We start from the raw sequence: 15,401 nt of genomic DNA, 5'->3' as shown, positions 1-15,401 counted from the left end.
CGGGAGACTACCGAATCAAAGAAGTTCGCGGCCAAGATCTTCGAGCATGACCATGGCCGCGTTGCGACCCGGTCCACCCGTCACCGAGCCGCCCGGATACGTCGTGGCGCCGGTCTGGTACAGCCCGGGGATCGGGGTGCGGTGGCCGGCCCATCCCGGCGCCGGCCGCTGGGGACCGGAGAACGTGATGCCACGGTCGCCGCCGTGCCAGGCACCGTTGACCATCGCCGGGTTGGCTTGCTCGAATTCCACAGGGCCCTTGACATATTCGGCAAGAACCACATCGTCGGTGAACGACGGGCACATCCACCGGGTGAGCTCGCGCAGTTCGGCGGCCCGCGTCGCCATCACGTCGGCGTAGCGGCGGTCCTCCGGCATCACGTGTCCGACGGTGTGCAGCAGCTTGACGGTGTGGTGTCCGGGCACCGGAACGCGACTGGGGTCCACGAGGGTGGGGGTGGCGACCAGCAGGAAACCGATCCGGTCCTGCCACTGCCCGTCATAAGCGATCCGGGCGTGGTCCAGCATGTCCTCGGGCCACCCCGCGTACCCGGCCGACACCGCCGACACCGGCCCGTCGGGCGTCTCGAACACCGGCGGCACCGTCGTGCCCAGATACACCGCAGAGCCGGCGGCACCGGGGTCGTAGGTCGCGACGCCGTAGCGCCAAGCCTCGTCCCAACTTTCAGCAGGCGCCATCTCGGTCAGGCGGGTGACGTGGATGGTGGACAACACCGCCACCGACGCACGGAACTCCCGCCCGTCGACGGCGCGCACGCCGACGCAGCGGCCGTCGTCGAGGATCAGCGACTCCACCATCACGTCGGTTTCGATTCGACCACCGTAGGATTCGAAACACCGGACCAGGGCGTCGGTCAGTTGCCCGGAGCCGCCCAGCGGGATGGACCAGCTCTTCTCTTGCCGTCCGCCGATGATCGAGTAGGCCAGCGGGCCGGTGCCCGCGGCGTCCGGTCGCACCATTGTCTGGTACGCCTGCCACAGCATGTAGGAGCGGACGTAGCGGTTCTCGAACTCGTGCCGGATGACCTCCCAGGAGGACATCACCCGCCGCCGCTTCCAGACGTTGCCCATCGGGTGCTCGTCCAGCATTGCGTCCAGGCTGGGCCCGCGACCCAGGGGCGTGAACTGCGCCCGGTTGAACAGGTGCTTGACGTCGCGCCATTCGGCGATCAGCCGACGGTAGGCATCGGCGTCGGCCCGGGAGAACCGGCTGATCGATTCGACGGTGCGCTCCATGTCGAGCCAGTGGGTGAATTGGGTGCCGTCCGGAAACATCACGTGCGCAACGGGATCCGGGTGGGCATAGCGCAACCCGTGCTGGGCCAGCAGCCCTAGTTCGTCGCCGGTCATCAGGGGATTGCCCTGGATCAGCGTGTGGCCGGTGGAGCACGAGTCCACCAGGTAGCCAGGTGCGAGCATCTCCTCGGTGGCCGCGCCGCCGCCCGGAATGGGCCGGGCATCGACGGCCAGCACCCGGTAACCGGCCCGGGCGAGGTAGCAGGCGGTGATGAGGCTGTTGTGCCCGGCGCCCGCGACAACGATGTCAGTGGTCATACCCTGATCGCAGCACTGCAGTCCCATCGCGTCCAACGAATGTTTGTGATCTGTCCGATCGGTCTGGGAGATGATTCAATGGCGGGATGGAGCTCCGCCAGCTCGAACACTTCATCGCCGTCGCCGATGAACTGAACTTCTCCCGGGCCGCGCGCCGGGTGCACCTGGTGCAATCGGCACTGTCGGCGTCCATCGCGCGGCTGGAAAAGGAACTCGGCGTCGCGCTGGTGGACCGCTCGCGGCGCCAGATCACCCTCAGCGCGGCGGGCGCAGTGTTTCTCACCCAGGCCCACGAGGTGCTGGCTGCGGCCAGGCGTGCCAGGGATGCCGTGGTGAAGTATCAGGACCAGCTGGCGGGCACCGTGCAGCTGGGCACCCTGATGTCCGCCGGCGCCCTGGATCTTCCTGCCGCACTGGGCAAGTTCCGCACCCGGTACCCGCTGATCCAGGTCCGACTGCAGCAGAGTGCCGCCGGCTCGGTGGGTCATCTGGCTGCCATCGCCGACGGCACCCTGGACCTGGCGCTGATCTCCACTCCTGGAAGGACCGTGGCCGCGGTGGACGTGCAGCCCCTCACCAGCGAGCCACTGCTGTTCGTCTGCCGACCCGAGCACCACCTGGCGGGGCATAACACGGTGGACGTCGCGGACCTGTCCGGCGAGCACCTCATCCAGTTCGCTCCGGGGTGGGGCGTGCGCCGGATGGTGGACCAGGCCCTGGCCGACGCCGGCGTCACGGTGGCCACCACCTACGAGGTGGCCGACTACCACACCGCCGCCGAACTGACCCGTCACCGCCTGGGCAGCACGATCATGCCCGCCACCGACGCCGGGCGCTTCCCTGATCTGCGGGCGCTGCCCCTGCAGCCGGAGGTGCGCTGGACGTTGTATCTCGCCGCACCGCGACACCTCAGCCCCGCCGCAGCCGCCTTGGCCGACGAACTGCTCAGGCCGGTGCCGGACCGGTAGAACCCCGCACCATCAGCGTCACCGGCAGCGTCAGCGTCGCGCCGTCCTGCTCGCCGGTGTCGATGCCCCGCAACAACAATCGCGCCGCCTCCGCACCGATGTCGCGCAGCGGCATGTGCACCGAGGTCAGCGGCGGCCAGAAGTCCTCGGCGAAGGGCATGTCGTTGAACCCGACCACCGAGACGTCCTCCGGGCACCGCAGACCCTCGGCCCGCAACCGCCGGATCAGCCCCAGCGCCACCAGGTCATTGCCGGCCATCAACGCCGTCGGATGAATGTCGTTGTGCGCCAACATGGTATCGGCGGCCTGAAAGCCGGCCTCGATGGTCAGGGCATTGGCATAGATGGTCTGGTGCGCCACACCGGCTGCGGTGGCCGTCGCTTCGAACGCCTCGGCGCGCGAACGGGTGGTGGAGAAGTTCGGCGGCCCGGCGGCATGCACGATGCTGCGGTGCCCCAGCTCGACCAGATGTGCGACCGCCAACTCGACGCCGCGGACGTTGTCGCCGCCCACCAACGGATAACCACCCATGCCGGAGCCGCGGTTGACCAACACCACCGGAACTCCGGCCGCGGCCGCCTGGTCCACCACCGGCTGGTCGTCGAGGCGCCCCGTCGCGAGGATGAACCCGTCCACCCGGCGCTGCAGCAGCGATTCGAACGCTGAGATCTCGACGTCGTCGTGGGAATCGGTGTTGGCGATCAGCACCGTGTACCCCTGCGCCTGCAGCACGTGCTCGATGCCGCGGATGATGGGCGGGAAGATCGGGTTCATCAGGTCAGGGATGATGACGCCGATGGTCATGGATCTGCTGGTGCGCAACCCGCGGGCCATCGCGTTGGGGACATAGCCCAGCTGGCGGGCGGCCCGCTTGACCCGCTTCAGGGTTTCGGCGTTGACCTGGTCACTGGTGCGGGCGTTGAGCGCCCGCGACACCGTCGCCTTGTGGACCTCAGCCAACCGGGCCACATCGTCGATGGTCACCCGACGCGGCATCCTGTCCCCCTCCCCGGTGGCTGACCGCCAGAGCAGTCAGACTACCGCCGTCGCTAGGCTGGGCAACCATGACGGTCCACCGGCTGCAGCCCTATACGACCACCGTGTTCGCCGAGATGTCGGCGTTGGCGGCGCGCATCGGCGCAGTCAACCTGGGCCAGGGGTTCCCCGACGAGGACGGTCCCGTCGCCATGCTGAAATCCGCGCAGCACGCCATCGCCGACGGGGTGAACCAGTACCCGCCCGGACCGGGCATCCCGATGCTGCGCCAGGCGGTGACTCGCCAGCGCAAGCGCAAGTACGCCGTCGAGTACGACCCCGACAGCGAGGTCTTGATCACCGCAGGCGCCACCGAGGCCATCGCCGCGGCGGTGATCGGCCTGGTGGAACCCGGTTCCGAGGTGCTGTTGATCGAACCGTTCTACGACTCCTACTCCCCCGTGGTCGCCATGGCCGGGTGTCACCGCATCACCGCACCGCTGGTGCCCGACGGCCGCGGGTTCGGCCTCGACCTGGACGCGCTGCGCACCGCCGTCTCGCCGCGTACCAAGGCCATGATCATCAACTCCCCGCACAACCCCACCGGCTTGGTGCTCCGGGACGAGGATCTGGCGGCCGTCGCGCAGATCGCTGTGGACGCCGACCTGCTGGTGATCACTGATGAGGTCTACGAGCACCTGGTATTCGATTCGCGCGAGCATCGGCCGCTGGCCGCCTACCCCGGGATGGCCGAGCGCACCCTGACCATCTCGAGTGCGGCCAAGATGTTCAACGTCACGGGGTGGAAGATCGGCTGGGTCTGCGGACCCGCCGAGCTGATCGCCGGCGTGCGGGCGGCCAAGCAGTTCCTCACCTACGTCGGCGGCGCCCCGTTCCAGCCGGCGGTGGCCTATGCGCTGGACAACGAGGACGCCTGGGTGGACGACCTGCGGGATTCGTTGCAGGGCAAGCGCGACAAGCTCTCGGATGCGTTGGCCGACATCGGTTTCGACGTCCATGCCAGCGCCGGAACATATTTCCTGTGCGCGGATCCCCGGCCGCTCGGCTACACCGACAGCACCGCATTCTGCGCCGAGCTACCGCACCGCGCCGGCGTGGCGGCCATCCCGCTGTCGGCGTTCTGCGATGCAGCGGGACCCCACGCCGCGCAATGGAATCACCTGGTGCGCTTCGCCTTCTGCAAGAAGGACGGCACACTGGACGAGGCCATCAGACGGCTACAGATCCTGCGCCGCTGACGGTGACACGTGTTTCTCGTACAGGTCTGTGGTGGGGGTTGCTCGGTGTTCTCAGCTTCTCCTTCACCGTCGTCTTCACCCGCGTCGCCGTCGAGGGATTGTCTCCACTGTTCATCGGTGCGGCGCGTGCCGTGGTCGCCGCGGTACTGGCCGGCGCAGCGCTGGCATTGACCAGGCAGGCTCGCCCGACCTGGAGTCAGTGTGTGCGACTGATGGTCATCGCGGCGGGCATTGTCCTCGCGTTTCCAATCTTGACGTCCTATGCCCTGACCTCGACGTCGGCCAGCCACGCCGCTGTGGTGATTGCATTGCTGCCCGCCGCAACCGCTGTGATGGCTGTCCTGCGCGGTAAGGAGAGCGTGCGGATGCTCTTCTGGCTCGTCGCCGCGGCCGGGGCGGTAGCCGCGGTGGCGTTCGCGGTGCTTCACGGCGGCGGCCCGGGGCAAATTCACTGGTCGGACCTCTTGTTGTTCGCCGCTGTGCTGGGGGCGGCCATCGGGTACGCCGAAGGCGGGCTTCTGGCCCGGGAACTCGGTGCTTGGCAGACGATTTCGTGGGCGCTGGTGGTTGCCGCTCCCGTGATGATCGTTCTCACCGTGGTGGCGGTGATCAATCAACCCCCGTCGGCGACTGCACATCAGTGGGCCGCGTTCGGCTACTTGGCCGCGGTCAGCATGTTCCTCGGGTTCTTCGCCTGGTACCGCGGGCTGGCCATCGGCCCCATTGCGCAGGTCAGTCAGGTTCAGTTGATTCAACCGGTGCTCAGTGTGCTGTGGGCCGCTGTACTCCTGCACGAGAGGCTGACGTGGCAGACCGTTCTGGGCGCGGTCGCCGTGATCGCGTGCGCTGGTGCAGCGGTGCGAATCAGGTTGGACCGGCAGCCGGCCCCGTGAGCCCCGACCGTCAGAACGGTGGTGGTCTGTTCCATTCGGTGACGTGGGCGTCGTTGAGTTTGCGTTCGGCGTTGATGCGGTAGGCGCGTTGTCGGGCGTGGTTGCGTTTTCGGTATGTGGGGATGTGGTTGATTTTGCCGGGCGGGGTGGGTGTCGGCGGCGGGGTGTTGATGGGAGCTGAGGTGGTGTTGATGGTGGGGAAGTAGAGGCGGCTGGCGGGTTTGCTGGTGTAGGTCTGTCCGGTGGGGGTGGTGATGGTGATGGTGCCGTCGGGGGCTTGGCTGTCGGTCCAGCCGGCCCAGAAGGTTTTGCCGAAATGATGCAGCTTGCAGTACATCTTGCCGCCGGAGGCATGGGTTGTGCCGGCCGGCCACGGGGTGGTGTGGTCGTATTCGCAGAACTGGGCCGGGCGGTCGCAGTTCGGGAACCGGCACGTCAGGTCGCGGGCGGTGGTCCACTCCTGCAGGGCTGTTGACGGGCGGTAGCGCTGTTCGGGATTTGTTCCCGGTGCGGTGAGGTGGCGGACTGGTGCGCCTCGGGCGATGAGTGCGGCGATCAGCGGCGCCGGCATCGCGCCGAAGCCCACCAGGATGCCCGGCGGCGGATTGGGCGGTGGTGTGGGTGGTGGTGTCTCCGCTGCTTCGTTTTCGCTCTCGGGCTCCTGCTGAACGTCGGCCGCGGGCCGGCATTCGGCAGGTGAGCCATCGTTGGTGCTCTCCTGTTCGCGGGCGGGTTCGGGTTCGCCGTCGAGGGGGACGCGGGTGCCGTCGGGATAGACCAGGGTGATGTCACTGCGCGGCTGGCCAGGGTCCGGCGGCAGCGGAGCATCGCCGTCCATCAACGGATCGGGCTGTGCGTCGAGGGTGGCCGCTTCGGTGTAGATGTGCACCACCACCTGCGAGGCCCGGCCATCATCGTCGGCGGCGGCGGGGCAGTCCGGGTTCCCGCACTGACACGCCAGGTGGAAGAACCCCGCCCCCAGCGCCCCGTGGGCATCAGCGCGGCGCTGATTCAGCGTCCGGGGGTCGTCTGTGCAGACCCCTTTGGCCATCGCGGTGATCCGCTGCCAATACAACGCGGCATCGGCACCGGTGAGGCGCAGCAGGACCTCGGTGACCCCGTCTTTGGTTTCCAGGATCTCCACACCCCGGTCGCGGACCCGCACCCGCACCTGCCGCACCGCCGCCGGATCGAAACGATTCACCCACACATCGATGGCGTCATCGAGTTTCTTGACCGATAGGGCACCCCAGGTGGTGGCCGCCTCAGCGAGGTGAGCCTCCACGGTGGCCAGTACGTCGGGGTCGATGATGTTGGTGGTGCGGTGCACGATGCGTCGGGCGATGTATTCCGAGATCTGCCCGCCCAACAACAACTCAGCGACCTTCGGCAACCGAGTCGCCAACGCCAACCCGATTTCCATGTCGTTGGACGCCCGGCCGTGGCTGGTGTCGCTGGCCAACGAGATCTCGGCGGCGGCGGACTTCCAGGCGGCTTCGGTGTCCTCGACGGTGTCGTAGTCATCGGTGTAGGTACGGGTGGTCTTCTCGGCGATGAACAGCAACCGGTGGGCGGCGACGGTGGCGGCCAGGGCGGTGTAGGTGGTGATCGCATCGTCGAGTTGCACGTCGGTCATCTGCGACCGCGCTGCGCAATCGGGCAACCCTGCGAACATGCCCCCACGATATAGACGGGGTCCGACAAAAAACGGCCGCCGAAAACGGAAGTGACAGATGAGTTTTGCAACAGTTTTAAGTGTGGACTTGATACCGGCAGCGCTCTACTGAAGTGCCAGAGCAGGATTCAGCGCATGCCGAGCGTGCGCATCCTGTACAGATTCTGCGGCGCGCCCTAGTACAAACACGCACTCCCGACGGGTGGTGGGATACGGCTCGAGTGTGGACTTGGTCTCCGCCGAACCGAGGTAGAGGCGACACAACTCCACACTCGCGGCGACCCCAACCGCGGCGCTTCGCTGAAGTGGCAGAGCCGGATTCACCGCGCGTTGAGCGTCCGCATTCTGCACAGCTACCACGGCGCGCCCCCGTACAAACACGCACGCTCGGCGGTGGTGAAACTCAGAGACCGGCGGCCACAGCCCAGTTCGCCTCAGCGTCACCGGGTGCACGTCGCATCGGACTCAGCACCACATCCGTCGCTCCGGCATCGAGGTGCCGCTGCAGATGCTTGGTCACCTCAGCCGCAGACCCGACCGCGGCCAGGTCCACCACACCGTCCACGCCTTCGCGGGCAATCACCTTCTGGTACGACGGGATGGTTTCGTAGAACGCCAGTTGCTCAGCGGCCCAGCGGCGCCCGGCGTCGACGTCGTCGGTCACCAGCACCGGAACCATGGCGATGATCCGCGGCGCGGGACGGCCGGCCGCGGCAGCGGTGATGGTGGGAACGATGAACTGCTCCAACGTTTTCGGACCTGCCAGGTACGGCAGGGTGCCATCGGCGAGCTCCCCGGTGATCCGCAGCGCCTTGGGTCCCATCGCGGCCACATAGATCGGAATGGGGGTGCCGCCGCCCACCGAGATCGGCCACTGTGGGTGGGTGCTGATCTCGGAGCCGTCGAAATCCACGACGCCGGTGTCGAATATCGATCGCAGCACGGTCAGGTGCTCGCGCAACCGGGTGATGGTGTTCGACCAGCGCATGCCGAACACCGCCTGCTCCACATCCGGCGCACCGAGTCCCAGCCCCAGACTGAACTGGCCGTGCGAGGCAGCCTGCGCGGTCTGCGCGGCGGCGGAGATCAGCAGCGGATGGCGGGGATTGATGGGAACCACCGACGTGCCCACCCCCAGTCCGGGTACGGCTGCACCGATCAACCCGGCCAGGGCAATCGCGTCGATGTCGGCCATCTGCGCCAGCCACAGCTGGCGCACACCGGCGTCGTAGGCACGTCTGGCCTGGCCAATCGCGTCATCGACGGTGTTTTCGGCGCTGTGATCCGGATTGAGGACAACTCCTGTCGGCATACTCCGGAGCAACCAGGCTCACCGCGAGGCTATTTCCGCAGACTCCGGCTGATTCGAATTTTTGCGCAGCCACTCGCTGGGTGACATGTCGAAGTGTCGGCGGAAGGCCCGGGTGAAGGTGCCTGGTTCGGAGAATCCGCTGGCCCGACAGGCTTGCTGCACCGTGGACCCGCTCCGCAGCAGCGTGCACGCCAGTTCCAGACGCTTGCGCCGGATCTCGGTGGCCGGCGAACGGCCGTCCTCGGAGAGCACCTGCTGGACCAGACGCAGCGACAGGTGGGACTCACCCGCCAGCACCGCCGGAGTGAACTCGGGATCGCGAAAGCGGACGCTCACGTGGGCCAGCAGCCGCGACCGCAGTTCCGCACGCGACGGCGCACGTGCGAACTCCCGCCGGTGCACGGCCATCTGCTCGCTGGCGTCGGTGAAGGACAACAGCTTGGCGCCGCCGCGGCCGAGTGGACGGATGGACCAGGTGACAGGGATCGGCCGGCCGACGCGGGTGAAGAACCACTCGGGATGAGACCCTGCGCGGGCACCGCGGTGATCCACGATGGGGCAGGCGTGCGAGGCATAACGAGAACCGTCCAGCCGCCAGCGATGCAGGGTGTCGTGACTCGGAGCACCGATCACATCAGCGACTGATGCGTAGTCCAGCACGTTCACCGCGGCCTGGTTCGCCAGCGCCACCGTGCCGTCGGCCTCGATGACCCACAACGGAGTCGGTGCGGCCTCGACCACTGCAGACAGCAGTTCCGCATCGACAGTCCCCATGACATCGACGCTAGAGCCGCAGAGTTGCACGGTGTTTACCCCGGGTAAAGCGCTGGTTAAGCCGAGCTCACCGTGCGCGAAATGCCGGTCGGTGTGCGCGTCCTGCCATTGTGGCGCCCCGTCCCGGGGCGATGACATGGATTCACGACGACGACAACCACCACGACGACAAGGAGACAGTCCATGGCATACGACCCCACCTCCCCAGCCATCGCAGACATCGAAGCGCGCCGCGCCGCCACCGGCCTGAGCTGGCAGAAGATCGCCGACCACATCAACCGGCCCCTGGTCTGGACCACCGCCGCGCTGCTGGGCAGCCATCCAGTGCCCGCCGCAGAGGCCGCCTCCCTGGGTGAGTTGCTGGGCCTGCAACCCGAGACAGTCGCGGCGATCCAACGCCAGCCCTACCGGACCGCCGACCCGGCACTGGCGACGGACCCGACGATCTACCGCTTCGTCGAGCTGATCAACGTCTACGGGCCCGCGTTCAAGGCGTTGATCCACGAGGAGTTCGGCGACGGGATCATGAGCGCCATCAACTGCAATGTCAGCTTCGAGCGCCGCGAAGACGCCGCCGGTGACCGGGTGGTCGTCACCATCGACGGCAAATTCCTGCCCTACCAGTGGTGAACGGAGAACCCGCGATGTCGTATGTGACCCCCAAAGAACTCGCCACCCGCATCATCGACGCCGGCCAGGCGAAGGTGCTGATGTCCACGCGGGACACCCTGATCCGCGCCTACATGGCCGGCGCCATCCTGGCGCTGGCGGCCGCGTTCGCGGTCAGCATCTCGGTCAACACCGGGCAGCCGTTGCTCGGAGCGGTGTTGTTCCCCGTCGGCTTCTGCATCCTGCACCTGCTGGGATTCGACCTGCTGACCGCCGTCTTCACGCTGGTGCCGCTGGCCTGGCTGGACAAGCGTCCCGGAGTGACAATCGCTGCGCTGCTACGCAACTGGGGCCTGGTGTTCCTGGGCAACTTCGCCGGCGCCTTCACCGTCGCAGTGCTGATGGCCATCTACTTCACCTACGGATTCTCGGTCACCCCCGACGCGGTGGGCCAGGCCATCGGGGAGATCGGCCACGGCCGGACGGTCGGCTACGCCGAGCACGGCGCGGCCGGCATGCTGACCCTGTTCGTCCGCGCGGTGTTGTGCAACTGGATGGTGTCCACCGGCGTGGTCGGCGCCATGATGTCAGACAGCCTGCCGGGCAAGGTCATCGCGATGTGGATGCCGATCATGGTGTTCTTCTACCTGGGCTTCGAACACTCGATCGTCAACATGTTCCTGTTCCCGTCCGGCCTGCTGCTCGGTGGCGACTTCACCGTGGCCGACTATCTGGTGTGGAACGAGATCCCCACGGTGCTCGGCAATCTGGTGGGTGGGCTGGCCTTCGTGGGTCTGGTCATCTACGCCACGCACGCCAAGACCCGGCCGCCACGAAAGGTCGGTACATTGACGGCGTGAAGACAACGATCATCGGCAACACCATGCCGATCCTGGAGCTGACGATGGAACCGGGAGAGGCCATCGTGGCCGAGGGCGGCGACGTCTCCTGGTTCACTCCGGGTTTCGCCATCGAGACCTCCACCCGGTTCGGCTCCGGCGGCCGCGGCGGCTTCATGAGCGGCCTGAAACGGATGCTCGGCGGCGGACAACTGTTCCTCACCCAGTACACCGCGCAGGCGCCGGGCCGGCTGATCGCCTTGTCCACGAACCTGCCCGGCGTGATCCGGGAACTGCGCGTCGACCCCGCGGACACGTTCATGGTGGCCAACGGCGCGTACATGGCCAGTACGCCCGATGTCGAGGTGTCGGTGGGGCTGCAGCAGAAGCTCGGTGCCGGCATCTTCGGCGGCGCGGGCGTGGTGTTCCAGAAGCTGAGCGGCAACGGCGTGGCCTGGGTGCAGGTGGCCGGTGAACTGGTGGAGTACGACTTGCCCGCGGGTCAGTCGTTCATGGTCCACCCCGGTCACCTGGCCATGTACCGCGCCGAGATGCAGTTGAGTTTCGCCAGCGTCCGCGGGGTGAAGAACAAGATGTTCGGCGACTCCCTGTTCATGGCCGAACTGCACGGCCCGGGACAGTTCTGGCTGCAGTCGATGACGGTCGCCAAGCTGGCCGCCGCCATCGAGCCCTACCTGCCGGACAAGACCAACGACGGCAACTAGCCCTTCTTGAGCTTGTCCACCTGCTTCTTGAGCCCGTCGGTGGCCGTCTCGATGGCGCCCTTCATGGTGCGTTTGATGACGAAGCCGGGCATGGGGATCGACGGGTCCACCGTGATGTCGAAGCGCACCTTGGTCTTGTCGCCGTCGGGGGTGAGGGTGTACGACGCATCCTGCTTCTTCAGGGCCCCCGCGCTGATCAGGGTCCAGCTCGGCCCGCTGTCGGACCAGGTGTATTCGATGATCTGCTCATCGGTGACACCCGCGGCCTTGACCTTCATCTTGACCCGCCTGGGGCGGCCGTCGTCGAACGCCTCGAGCACCTCGCAGCTCTGGAACTGCGGTGACCAGCTGGGGGTGTTCTCGACGTCGGCGATGACGTCGAGGATCTCCTCGGGTGTTGCGTCGATGGTCACTTCACGCGAATCGTTGACAGCCATGGCCCGAACATTAGCGAGCCGGGCGCAGATCCGGTCATGTTTCCCCCATCGCCAGTAGGCTCGGAACCCATGAGCGATGTCGATCCGACCGTGGCACCGAGCGGCACCGGTTGTGTGGAATGCGACGAAGCCAAGGGCTGGTGGGTGCACCTGCGCCGCTGCGCGGCCTGCGGCCACATCGGCTGTTGCGACGATTCCCCGATGAAGCACGCCAGCGCCCACTGGCGCGAGAGTGGCCATCCTGTCATCCAGTCCTTCGAACCGGGCGAAGACTGGTTCTGGGACTACTCCAGCGACGACTACTACGACGGGCCTCAGCTCGCCCCGCCGGACTCCCGGCCCGCCGACGAGACCGTGCCGGGCCCGCGCGGGCGGGTGCCGTCGGACTGTTCGAGCAGCTGGAGCGTCAGCGCGGCTGAGCCGGGTGCAGGTGGATCTCGGCGCAGACGGCCTCAACGGCGGACGCCCGCACCACGATTCGCTTCTTGCGCCACACCGTGGCGCTGGTTGCGGTGAAGGTGACGCCGTGCTCTGCCTGCGCGATCCTGGTGCACCCGTGTAGCTCCCGGATGGCCACCGTGTCATCGAAGCGGCGGCCCAGGTCGTCGTCGCTGAAACACGCTGTGTAGCAGACCGTGAAGAGCCAGCTGTGGTCGTCGCGCTGCTCCCCGCGGACGGTCATCCCGTCGGTGCCGATGCTGGCCATGCCCTCGATGCTGCCGCGCGGCGGCAGCGGGTTCACGCGTAGTGCGCTACTCGCCCCGCATCGCCTTCTCGAACTCGACGCTCATCTTCTCGGCGAACAACGTCACCGCCTTCAGCGGCCGCAGCATCACCATGAATTCGTCGATGAGCCCGTCGGGCCCGGTGTGCAGGAAGTCGCAGCCGTTGATCTCCAGGTCCCCCACCCGGGCGGTGAAGATCAGGGCGTGGTTGGAGTCGTCGCCGAACTCGCGCACATAGGTCAGGTCCTCGAACACCCGCGACACCGCCCCGAGGATCACCCCCAGCATCTCGCGGCCCTGGTAGGGCTTGTGGGCGATGGGGCTGCGGAACACCACGTCGGGTGCACACATCGGGGGGATGGCGGCGAAGTCGCCCGCTTCGACGGCAGCTCTGAACGGATGCATGACGCTCAGTGAACCAGACGGGCCGGCCACCCGAAGGTGACCGGCCCGCTGCGGGGGATTCAGTTGGCTTTTTACGGAGCGGTCTGGCCAGGAATGCCCTCGTAGGCGATGTCGCCGGTCTCGAGGTTCTTCTTGGTCAGCTCGACGAGTCCGTCGAGGAACTGCTGCCGCTCGGTGACGACGTGCTGGATCGCCACGTCGACGTTGTCCTGGGTGATGGCCGGCATGATGTACACGGGCTCGGTGTTGACGTCCTCGCCCTTGACGATCGCGTTGGCCACGGCCAGACCGGCCGACAGCTCCACGGTGCCGTTCTGCAGCGAGGTGCCGATGAACTCACCGCTCTTGACCGCGTTCAGCCCGTCCTCGATGCCATCGATGCCGACGATCGGCACATCGGTGCGGCCGGCTTCCTTGAGCGCCTGCAGGGCGCCCAGGCCCATGTCGTCGTTCTGGGAGACGACGCCGTTGATCTGCGGGCCGAAGCTCGAGATCCAGTTCTTCATCTTGTTGACGGCCTCGTCGCGCTTCCAGTTGGCGGTGTCCTTGGCCAGCACCTTGATGTCCGGGTACTTGGCCAGCACGTTGTCGATGCCCTTGCCGCGGTTGATTTCACCGGAGCCACCGAGGGGGCCCTGCAGGATCACGATGTTGCCGCGGCCGCCGAGGCGGTCGGCCATCATCTGCATTTCCTGCTCACCGGCAGCCACGTCGTCGGGCTGCACGTTGCCGGCCAGGTCGGGGGTCTCCAGTGCCGCGTTGACCGCCAGCAGCGGGATGTTCTTCTCCTTGGCGGCGGCCACCTGCGGCCCGAGCGAATCCGCCTGCACCGGAACGACGATGATCGCGTCGACGCCCTGGTTGATCAGGGAGTCGACCTGGCTGGCCTGAGTGGAGACGTCGTTGTTGGCCGAGTTCCACACCAGCTCGATGTTGTTGGCTTCGGCGTAGACGTCCATCCCCTCCTTGCCGGCGGTGATGAACGAGCTCATGTCGTACACCGTCACACCGATGCGGGTGGTGTCACTGTTGGCCGCATCGTCACCGGCACCACAGGCGGTCAGGCCGAGGCCCAGCGCGCCGGCGGCCGCGATCGCGCCGAACTTGGTCGTCAGTTTCATTCGATCTCTTTCTCTTTCGTGCTGTCGGTTCGGGGATTACGGAGCGGTCTGACCGGGGATGCCCTCGTAGGCGATGTCGCCGGTTTCGAGGTTCTTCTTGGTCAGTTCGGACAGGCCGGCCAGGAACTCGGCCCGCTTGGTGACGACGTGCTCGATGGCGACGTCGACGTTGTCCTGGGTGATGGCCGGCATGATGTAGACGGGCTCTTTGTTGACGTCCTCACCCTTGGCCAGGGCGTTGGCCACGGCCAGACCGGCGGACAGCTCAACGGTGCCGTTCTGCAGCGAGGTGCCGATGAACTCACCGCTCTTGACGGCGTTGAGACCGTCTTCGATGCCATCGATGCCGACGATCGGCACGGTGCGACCCGACTCCTTGAGCGCCTGCAGGGCACCGAGACCCATGTCGTCGTTCTCGGCCACCACACCGTTGATCTGGTCCCCGAAACCGGAGATCCAGTTCTTCATCTTGTTGACGGCTTCGTCGCGCTTCCAGTTGGCGGTGTCCATCGCCAGCACCTTGATGTCCGGGTACTTGGCCAGGACATTGTTGATGCCTTCGGTGCGCTGCAGCTCGCCGGACTGTCCCAGCGGGCCCTGCAGGACCACGATGTTGCCGCGCCCACCGAGCGCATCGGCCATCATCTGCATTTCCTGCTCACCGGCAGCCACGTCGTCGGGCTGCACGTTGCCGGCCACGTCCGGGCTGTTGAGCGCGGCGTTCACCGGAACCAGCGGAATGCCCTTCTCCTTGGCCGCGGTGACCTGCGGGCCCAGCGAATCCGCCTGCACCGGAACCACGATGATGGCGTCGACACCCTGGTTGAGGAAGGAGTCGACCTGGCTGGCCTGCGTCGAGACGTCCAGATTGGCCGAGTTCCAGATCAACTCGATGTTGTTGTCCTTGGCGTACTGATCCATGCCCTCTTTGCCGGCGGTGATGAACGAGCTCATGTCGTACACCGAGACGCCGATCCGGGTGGCTCCGCCTTCTCCGCCAGACGCGGAATCGTCACCAGCCCCACATGCTGTCAGACCGAGCCCCAGCGCCGCGGCCGAGGCAATGGCGAACATCTTTGTTCCCAGCTTCATCTGCCTTCTCTCCCAT

At 66.8% G+C, this 15,401-nt stretch carries 16 protein-coding genes and 1 pseudogene; 7 read left to right on the top strand and 10 right to left on the bottom strand.

Annotation, left to right across the window (positions count from 1 at the left end):
* Positions 1-15 precede the first annotated feature (15 nt).
* Positions 16-1,575 carry a phytoene desaturase family protein gene (locus tag G6N58_RS12535; RefSeq protein ID WP_163908131.1) on the bottom strand — a complete coding sequence of 520 codons (1,560 nt, stop codon included), beginning with the start codon at positions 1,573-1,575 and terminating at the stop codon, positions 16-18.
* A gap of 86 nt (positions 1,576-1,661) precedes the next feature.
* On the opposite strand from G6N58_RS12535, the gene G6N58_RS12530 reads away from it, so the two are divergent.
* Positions 1,662-2,543, top strand: coding sequence for a LysR family transcriptional regulator (locus G6N58_RS12530; RefSeq protein ID WP_115278481.1), 882 nt, complete (start codon positions 1,662-1,664; stop codon positions 2,541-2,543).
* Here the strand turns inward: G6N58_RS12530 and G6N58_RS12525 are convergent.
* Positions 2,521-3,528 (bottom strand): LacI family DNA-binding transcriptional regulator, encoded by a 1,008-nt coding sequence (locus G6N58_RS12525; RefSeq protein ID WP_163908129.1) that lies wholly within the window; start codon positions 3,526-3,528, stop codon positions 2,521-2,523. The genes G6N58_RS12530 and G6N58_RS12525 overlap by 23 nt on opposite strands.
* An 80-nt stretch (positions 3,529-3,608) precedes the next feature.
* Between G6N58_RS12525 and G6N58_RS12520 the strand changes: the two genes are divergently transcribed.
* Positions 3,609-4,778 (top strand): pyridoxal phosphate-dependent aminotransferase, encoded by a 1,170-nt coding sequence (locus G6N58_RS12520; RefSeq protein WP_115278483.1) that lies wholly within the window; start codon positions 3,609-3,611, stop codon positions 4,776-4,778.
* On the top strand, positions 4,775-5,671 hold the full coding sequence (locus G6N58_RS12515) for a DMT family transporter (RefSeq protein ID WP_264036902.1): 897 nt from the start codon (positions 4,775-4,777) through the stop codon (positions 5,669-5,671). The genes G6N58_RS12520 and G6N58_RS12515 overlap by 4 nt, the downstream gene beginning before the upstream one ends.
* Before the next feature lie 10 nt (positions 5,672-5,681).
* Here G6N58_RS12515 and G6N58_RS12510 read toward each other — a convergent pair whose 3' ends face one another.
* The 3 genes from G6N58_RS12510 to G6N58_RS12500 form a co-directional block, all read right to left on the bottom strand.
* Positions 5,682-7,346 (bottom strand): DUF222 domain-containing protein, encoded by a 1,665-nt coding sequence (locus tag G6N58_RS12510; protein ID WP_115278485.1) that lies wholly within the window; start codon positions 7,344-7,346, stop codon positions 5,682-5,684.
* Positions 7,347-7,749: 403 nt separating this feature from the next.
* The gene (locus tag G6N58_RS12505; RefSeq protein WP_115278486.1) at positions 7,750-8,658 is read right to left on the bottom strand and encodes a TIGR03564 family F420-dependent LLM class oxidoreductase; all 909 of its coding nucleotides are present in this window, start codon (positions 8,656-8,658) and stop codon (positions 7,750-7,752) included.
* A gap of 18 nt (positions 8,659-8,676) precedes the next feature.
* The gene (locus G6N58_RS12500) at positions 8,677-9,432 is read right to left on the bottom strand and encodes a helix-turn-helix domain-containing protein (protein WP_163908127.1); all 756 of its coding nucleotides are present in this window, start codon (positions 9,430-9,432) and stop codon (positions 8,677-8,679) included.
* Between the two features lie 183 nt (positions 9,433-9,615).
* Between G6N58_RS12500 and cynS the strand changes: the two genes are divergently transcribed.
* From cynS to G6N58_RS12485, 3 genes are read left to right on the top strand one after another with little or no spacing between them, the layout of a single operon-like run.
* Positions 9,616-10,062, top strand: coding sequence for a cyanase (gene cynS / locus G6N58_RS12495; protein WP_115278488.1), 447 nt, complete (start codon positions 9,616-9,618; stop codon positions 10,060-10,062).
* Between the two features lie 14 nt (positions 10,063-10,076).
* The gene (locus G6N58_RS12490; RefSeq protein ID WP_115281552.1) at positions 10,077-10,901 is read left to right on the top strand and encodes a formate/nitrite transporter family protein; all 825 of its coding nucleotides are present in this window, start codon (positions 10,077-10,079) and stop codon (positions 10,899-10,901) included.
* The gene (locus G6N58_RS12485; RefSeq protein WP_115278489.1) at positions 10,898-11,605 is read left to right on the top strand and encodes an AIM24 family protein; all 708 of its coding nucleotides are present in this window, start codon (positions 10,898-10,900) and stop codon (positions 11,603-11,605) included. The genes G6N58_RS12490 and G6N58_RS12485 overlap by 4 nt, the downstream gene beginning before the upstream one ends.
* Here the strand turns inward: G6N58_RS12485 and G6N58_RS12480 are convergent.
* Positions 11,602-12,042: an SRPBCC family protein gene (locus G6N58_RS12480; protein ID WP_115278490.1), complete on the bottom strand. Its 441-nt coding sequence runs from the start codon at positions 12,040-12,042 to the stop codon at positions 11,602-11,604. The two genes, G6N58_RS12485 and G6N58_RS12480, sit on opposite strands and share 4 nt — an antisense overlap.
* A gap of 69 nt (positions 12,043-12,111) precedes the next feature.
* On the opposite strand from G6N58_RS12480, the pseudogene G6N58_RS12475 reads away from it, so the two are divergent.
* Positions 12,112-12,429, top strand: a pseudogene (locus G6N58_RS12475) (UBP-type zinc finger domain-containing protein); the annotation flags it as partial.
* 19 nt (positions 12,430-12,448) lie between these two features.
* Here G6N58_RS12475 and G6N58_RS12470 read toward each other — a convergent pair.
* The 4 genes from G6N58_RS12470 to G6N58_RS12455 all read right to left on the bottom strand — a co-directional run bounded on the left by G6N58_RS12470 (position 12,449) and on the right by G6N58_RS12455 (position 15,385).
* Positions 12,449-12,784, bottom strand: coding sequence for a hypothetical protein (locus G6N58_RS12470; RefSeq protein ID WP_147289326.1), 336 nt, complete (start codon positions 12,782-12,784; stop codon positions 12,449-12,451).
* 10 nt (positions 12,785-12,794) lie between these two features.
* Positions 12,795-13,172, bottom strand: a complete 378-nt coding sequence (locus G6N58_RS12465; protein ID WP_068919516.1) for a nuclear transport factor 2 family protein — start codon at positions 13,170-13,172, stop codon at positions 12,795-12,797.
* A gap of 71 nt (positions 13,173-13,243) precedes the next feature.
* Positions 13,244-14,293, bottom strand: a complete 1,050-nt coding sequence (gene xypA / locus G6N58_RS12460) for a sugar ABC transporter xylitol/L-sorbitol-binding protein XypA (protein ID WP_163908125.1) — start codon at positions 14,291-14,293, stop codon at positions 13,244-13,246.
* A 36-nt stretch (positions 14,294-14,329) separates the two neighbouring features.
* Positions 14,330-15,385 (bottom strand): substrate-binding domain-containing protein, encoded by a 1,056-nt coding sequence (locus G6N58_RS12455; RefSeq protein WP_068914978.1) that lies wholly within the window; start codon positions 15,383-15,385, stop codon positions 14,330-14,332.
* Positions 15,386-15,401 lie beyond the last annotated feature (16 nt).

Source organism: Mycolicibacterium tokaiense (genome assembly GCF_010725885.1).
GTDB lineage: Bacteria > Actinomycetota > Actinomycetes > Mycobacteriales > Mycobacteriaceae > Mycobacterium > Mycobacterium tokaiense.
The sequence above is the reverse complement of the archived record's forward strand: the minus strand, read 5'-3'. Positions and strand labels throughout refer to the sequence as shown.

What these genes read in the sequence shown, in the direction of transcription:
- G6N58_RS12535 (WP_163908131.1), bottom strand. Translation starts at nt 1,575, where the DNA reads ATGACCACTGACATCGTTGTCGCGGGCGCCGGGCACAACAGCCTCATC.
- G6N58_RS12530 (WP_115278481.1), top strand. Translation starts at nt 1,662, where the DNA reads ATGGAGCTCCGCCAGCTCGAACACTTCATCGCCGTCGCCGATGAACTG.
- G6N58_RS12520 (WP_115278483.1), top strand. Translation starts at nt 3,609, where the DNA reads ATGACGGTCCACCGGCTGCAGCCCTATACGACCACCGTGTTCGCCGAG.
- G6N58_RS12510 (WP_115278485.1), bottom strand. Translation starts at nt 7,346, where the DNA reads ATGTTCGCAGGGTTGCCCGATTGCGCAGCGCGGTCGCAGATGACCGAC.
- G6N58_RS12505 (WP_115278486.1), bottom strand. Translation starts at nt 8,658, where the DNA reads ATGCCGACAGGAGTTGTCCTCAATCCGGATCACAGCGCCGAAAACACC.
- G6N58_RS12500 (WP_163908127.1), bottom strand. Translation starts at nt 9,432, where the DNA reads ATGGGGACTGTCGATGCGGAACTGCTGTCTGCAGTGGTCGAGGCCGCA.
- cynS (WP_115278488.1), top strand. Translation starts at nt 9,616, where the DNA reads ATGGCATACGACCCCACCTCCCCAGCCATCGCAGACATCGAAGCGCGC.
- G6N58_RS12490 (WP_115281552.1), top strand. Translation starts at nt 10,077, where the DNA reads ATGTCGTATGTGACCCCCAAAGAACTCGCCACCCGCATCATCGACGCC.
- G6N58_RS12480 (WP_115278490.1), bottom strand. Translation starts at nt 12,042, where the DNA reads ATGGCTGTCAACGATTCGCGTGAAGTGACCATCGACGCAACACCCGAG.
- G6N58_RS12465 (WP_068919516.1), bottom strand. Translation starts at nt 13,172, where the DNA reads ATGCATCCGTTCAGAGCTGCCGTCGAAGCGGGCGACTTCGCCGCCATC.
- xypA (WP_163908125.1), bottom strand. Translation starts at nt 14,293, where the DNA reads ATGAAACTGACGACCAAGTTCGGCGCGATCGCGGCCGCCGGCGCGCTG.
- G6N58_RS12455 (WP_068914978.1), bottom strand. Translation starts at nt 15,385, where the DNA reads ATGAAGCTGGGAACAAAGATGTTCGCCATTGCCTCGGCCGCGGCGCTG.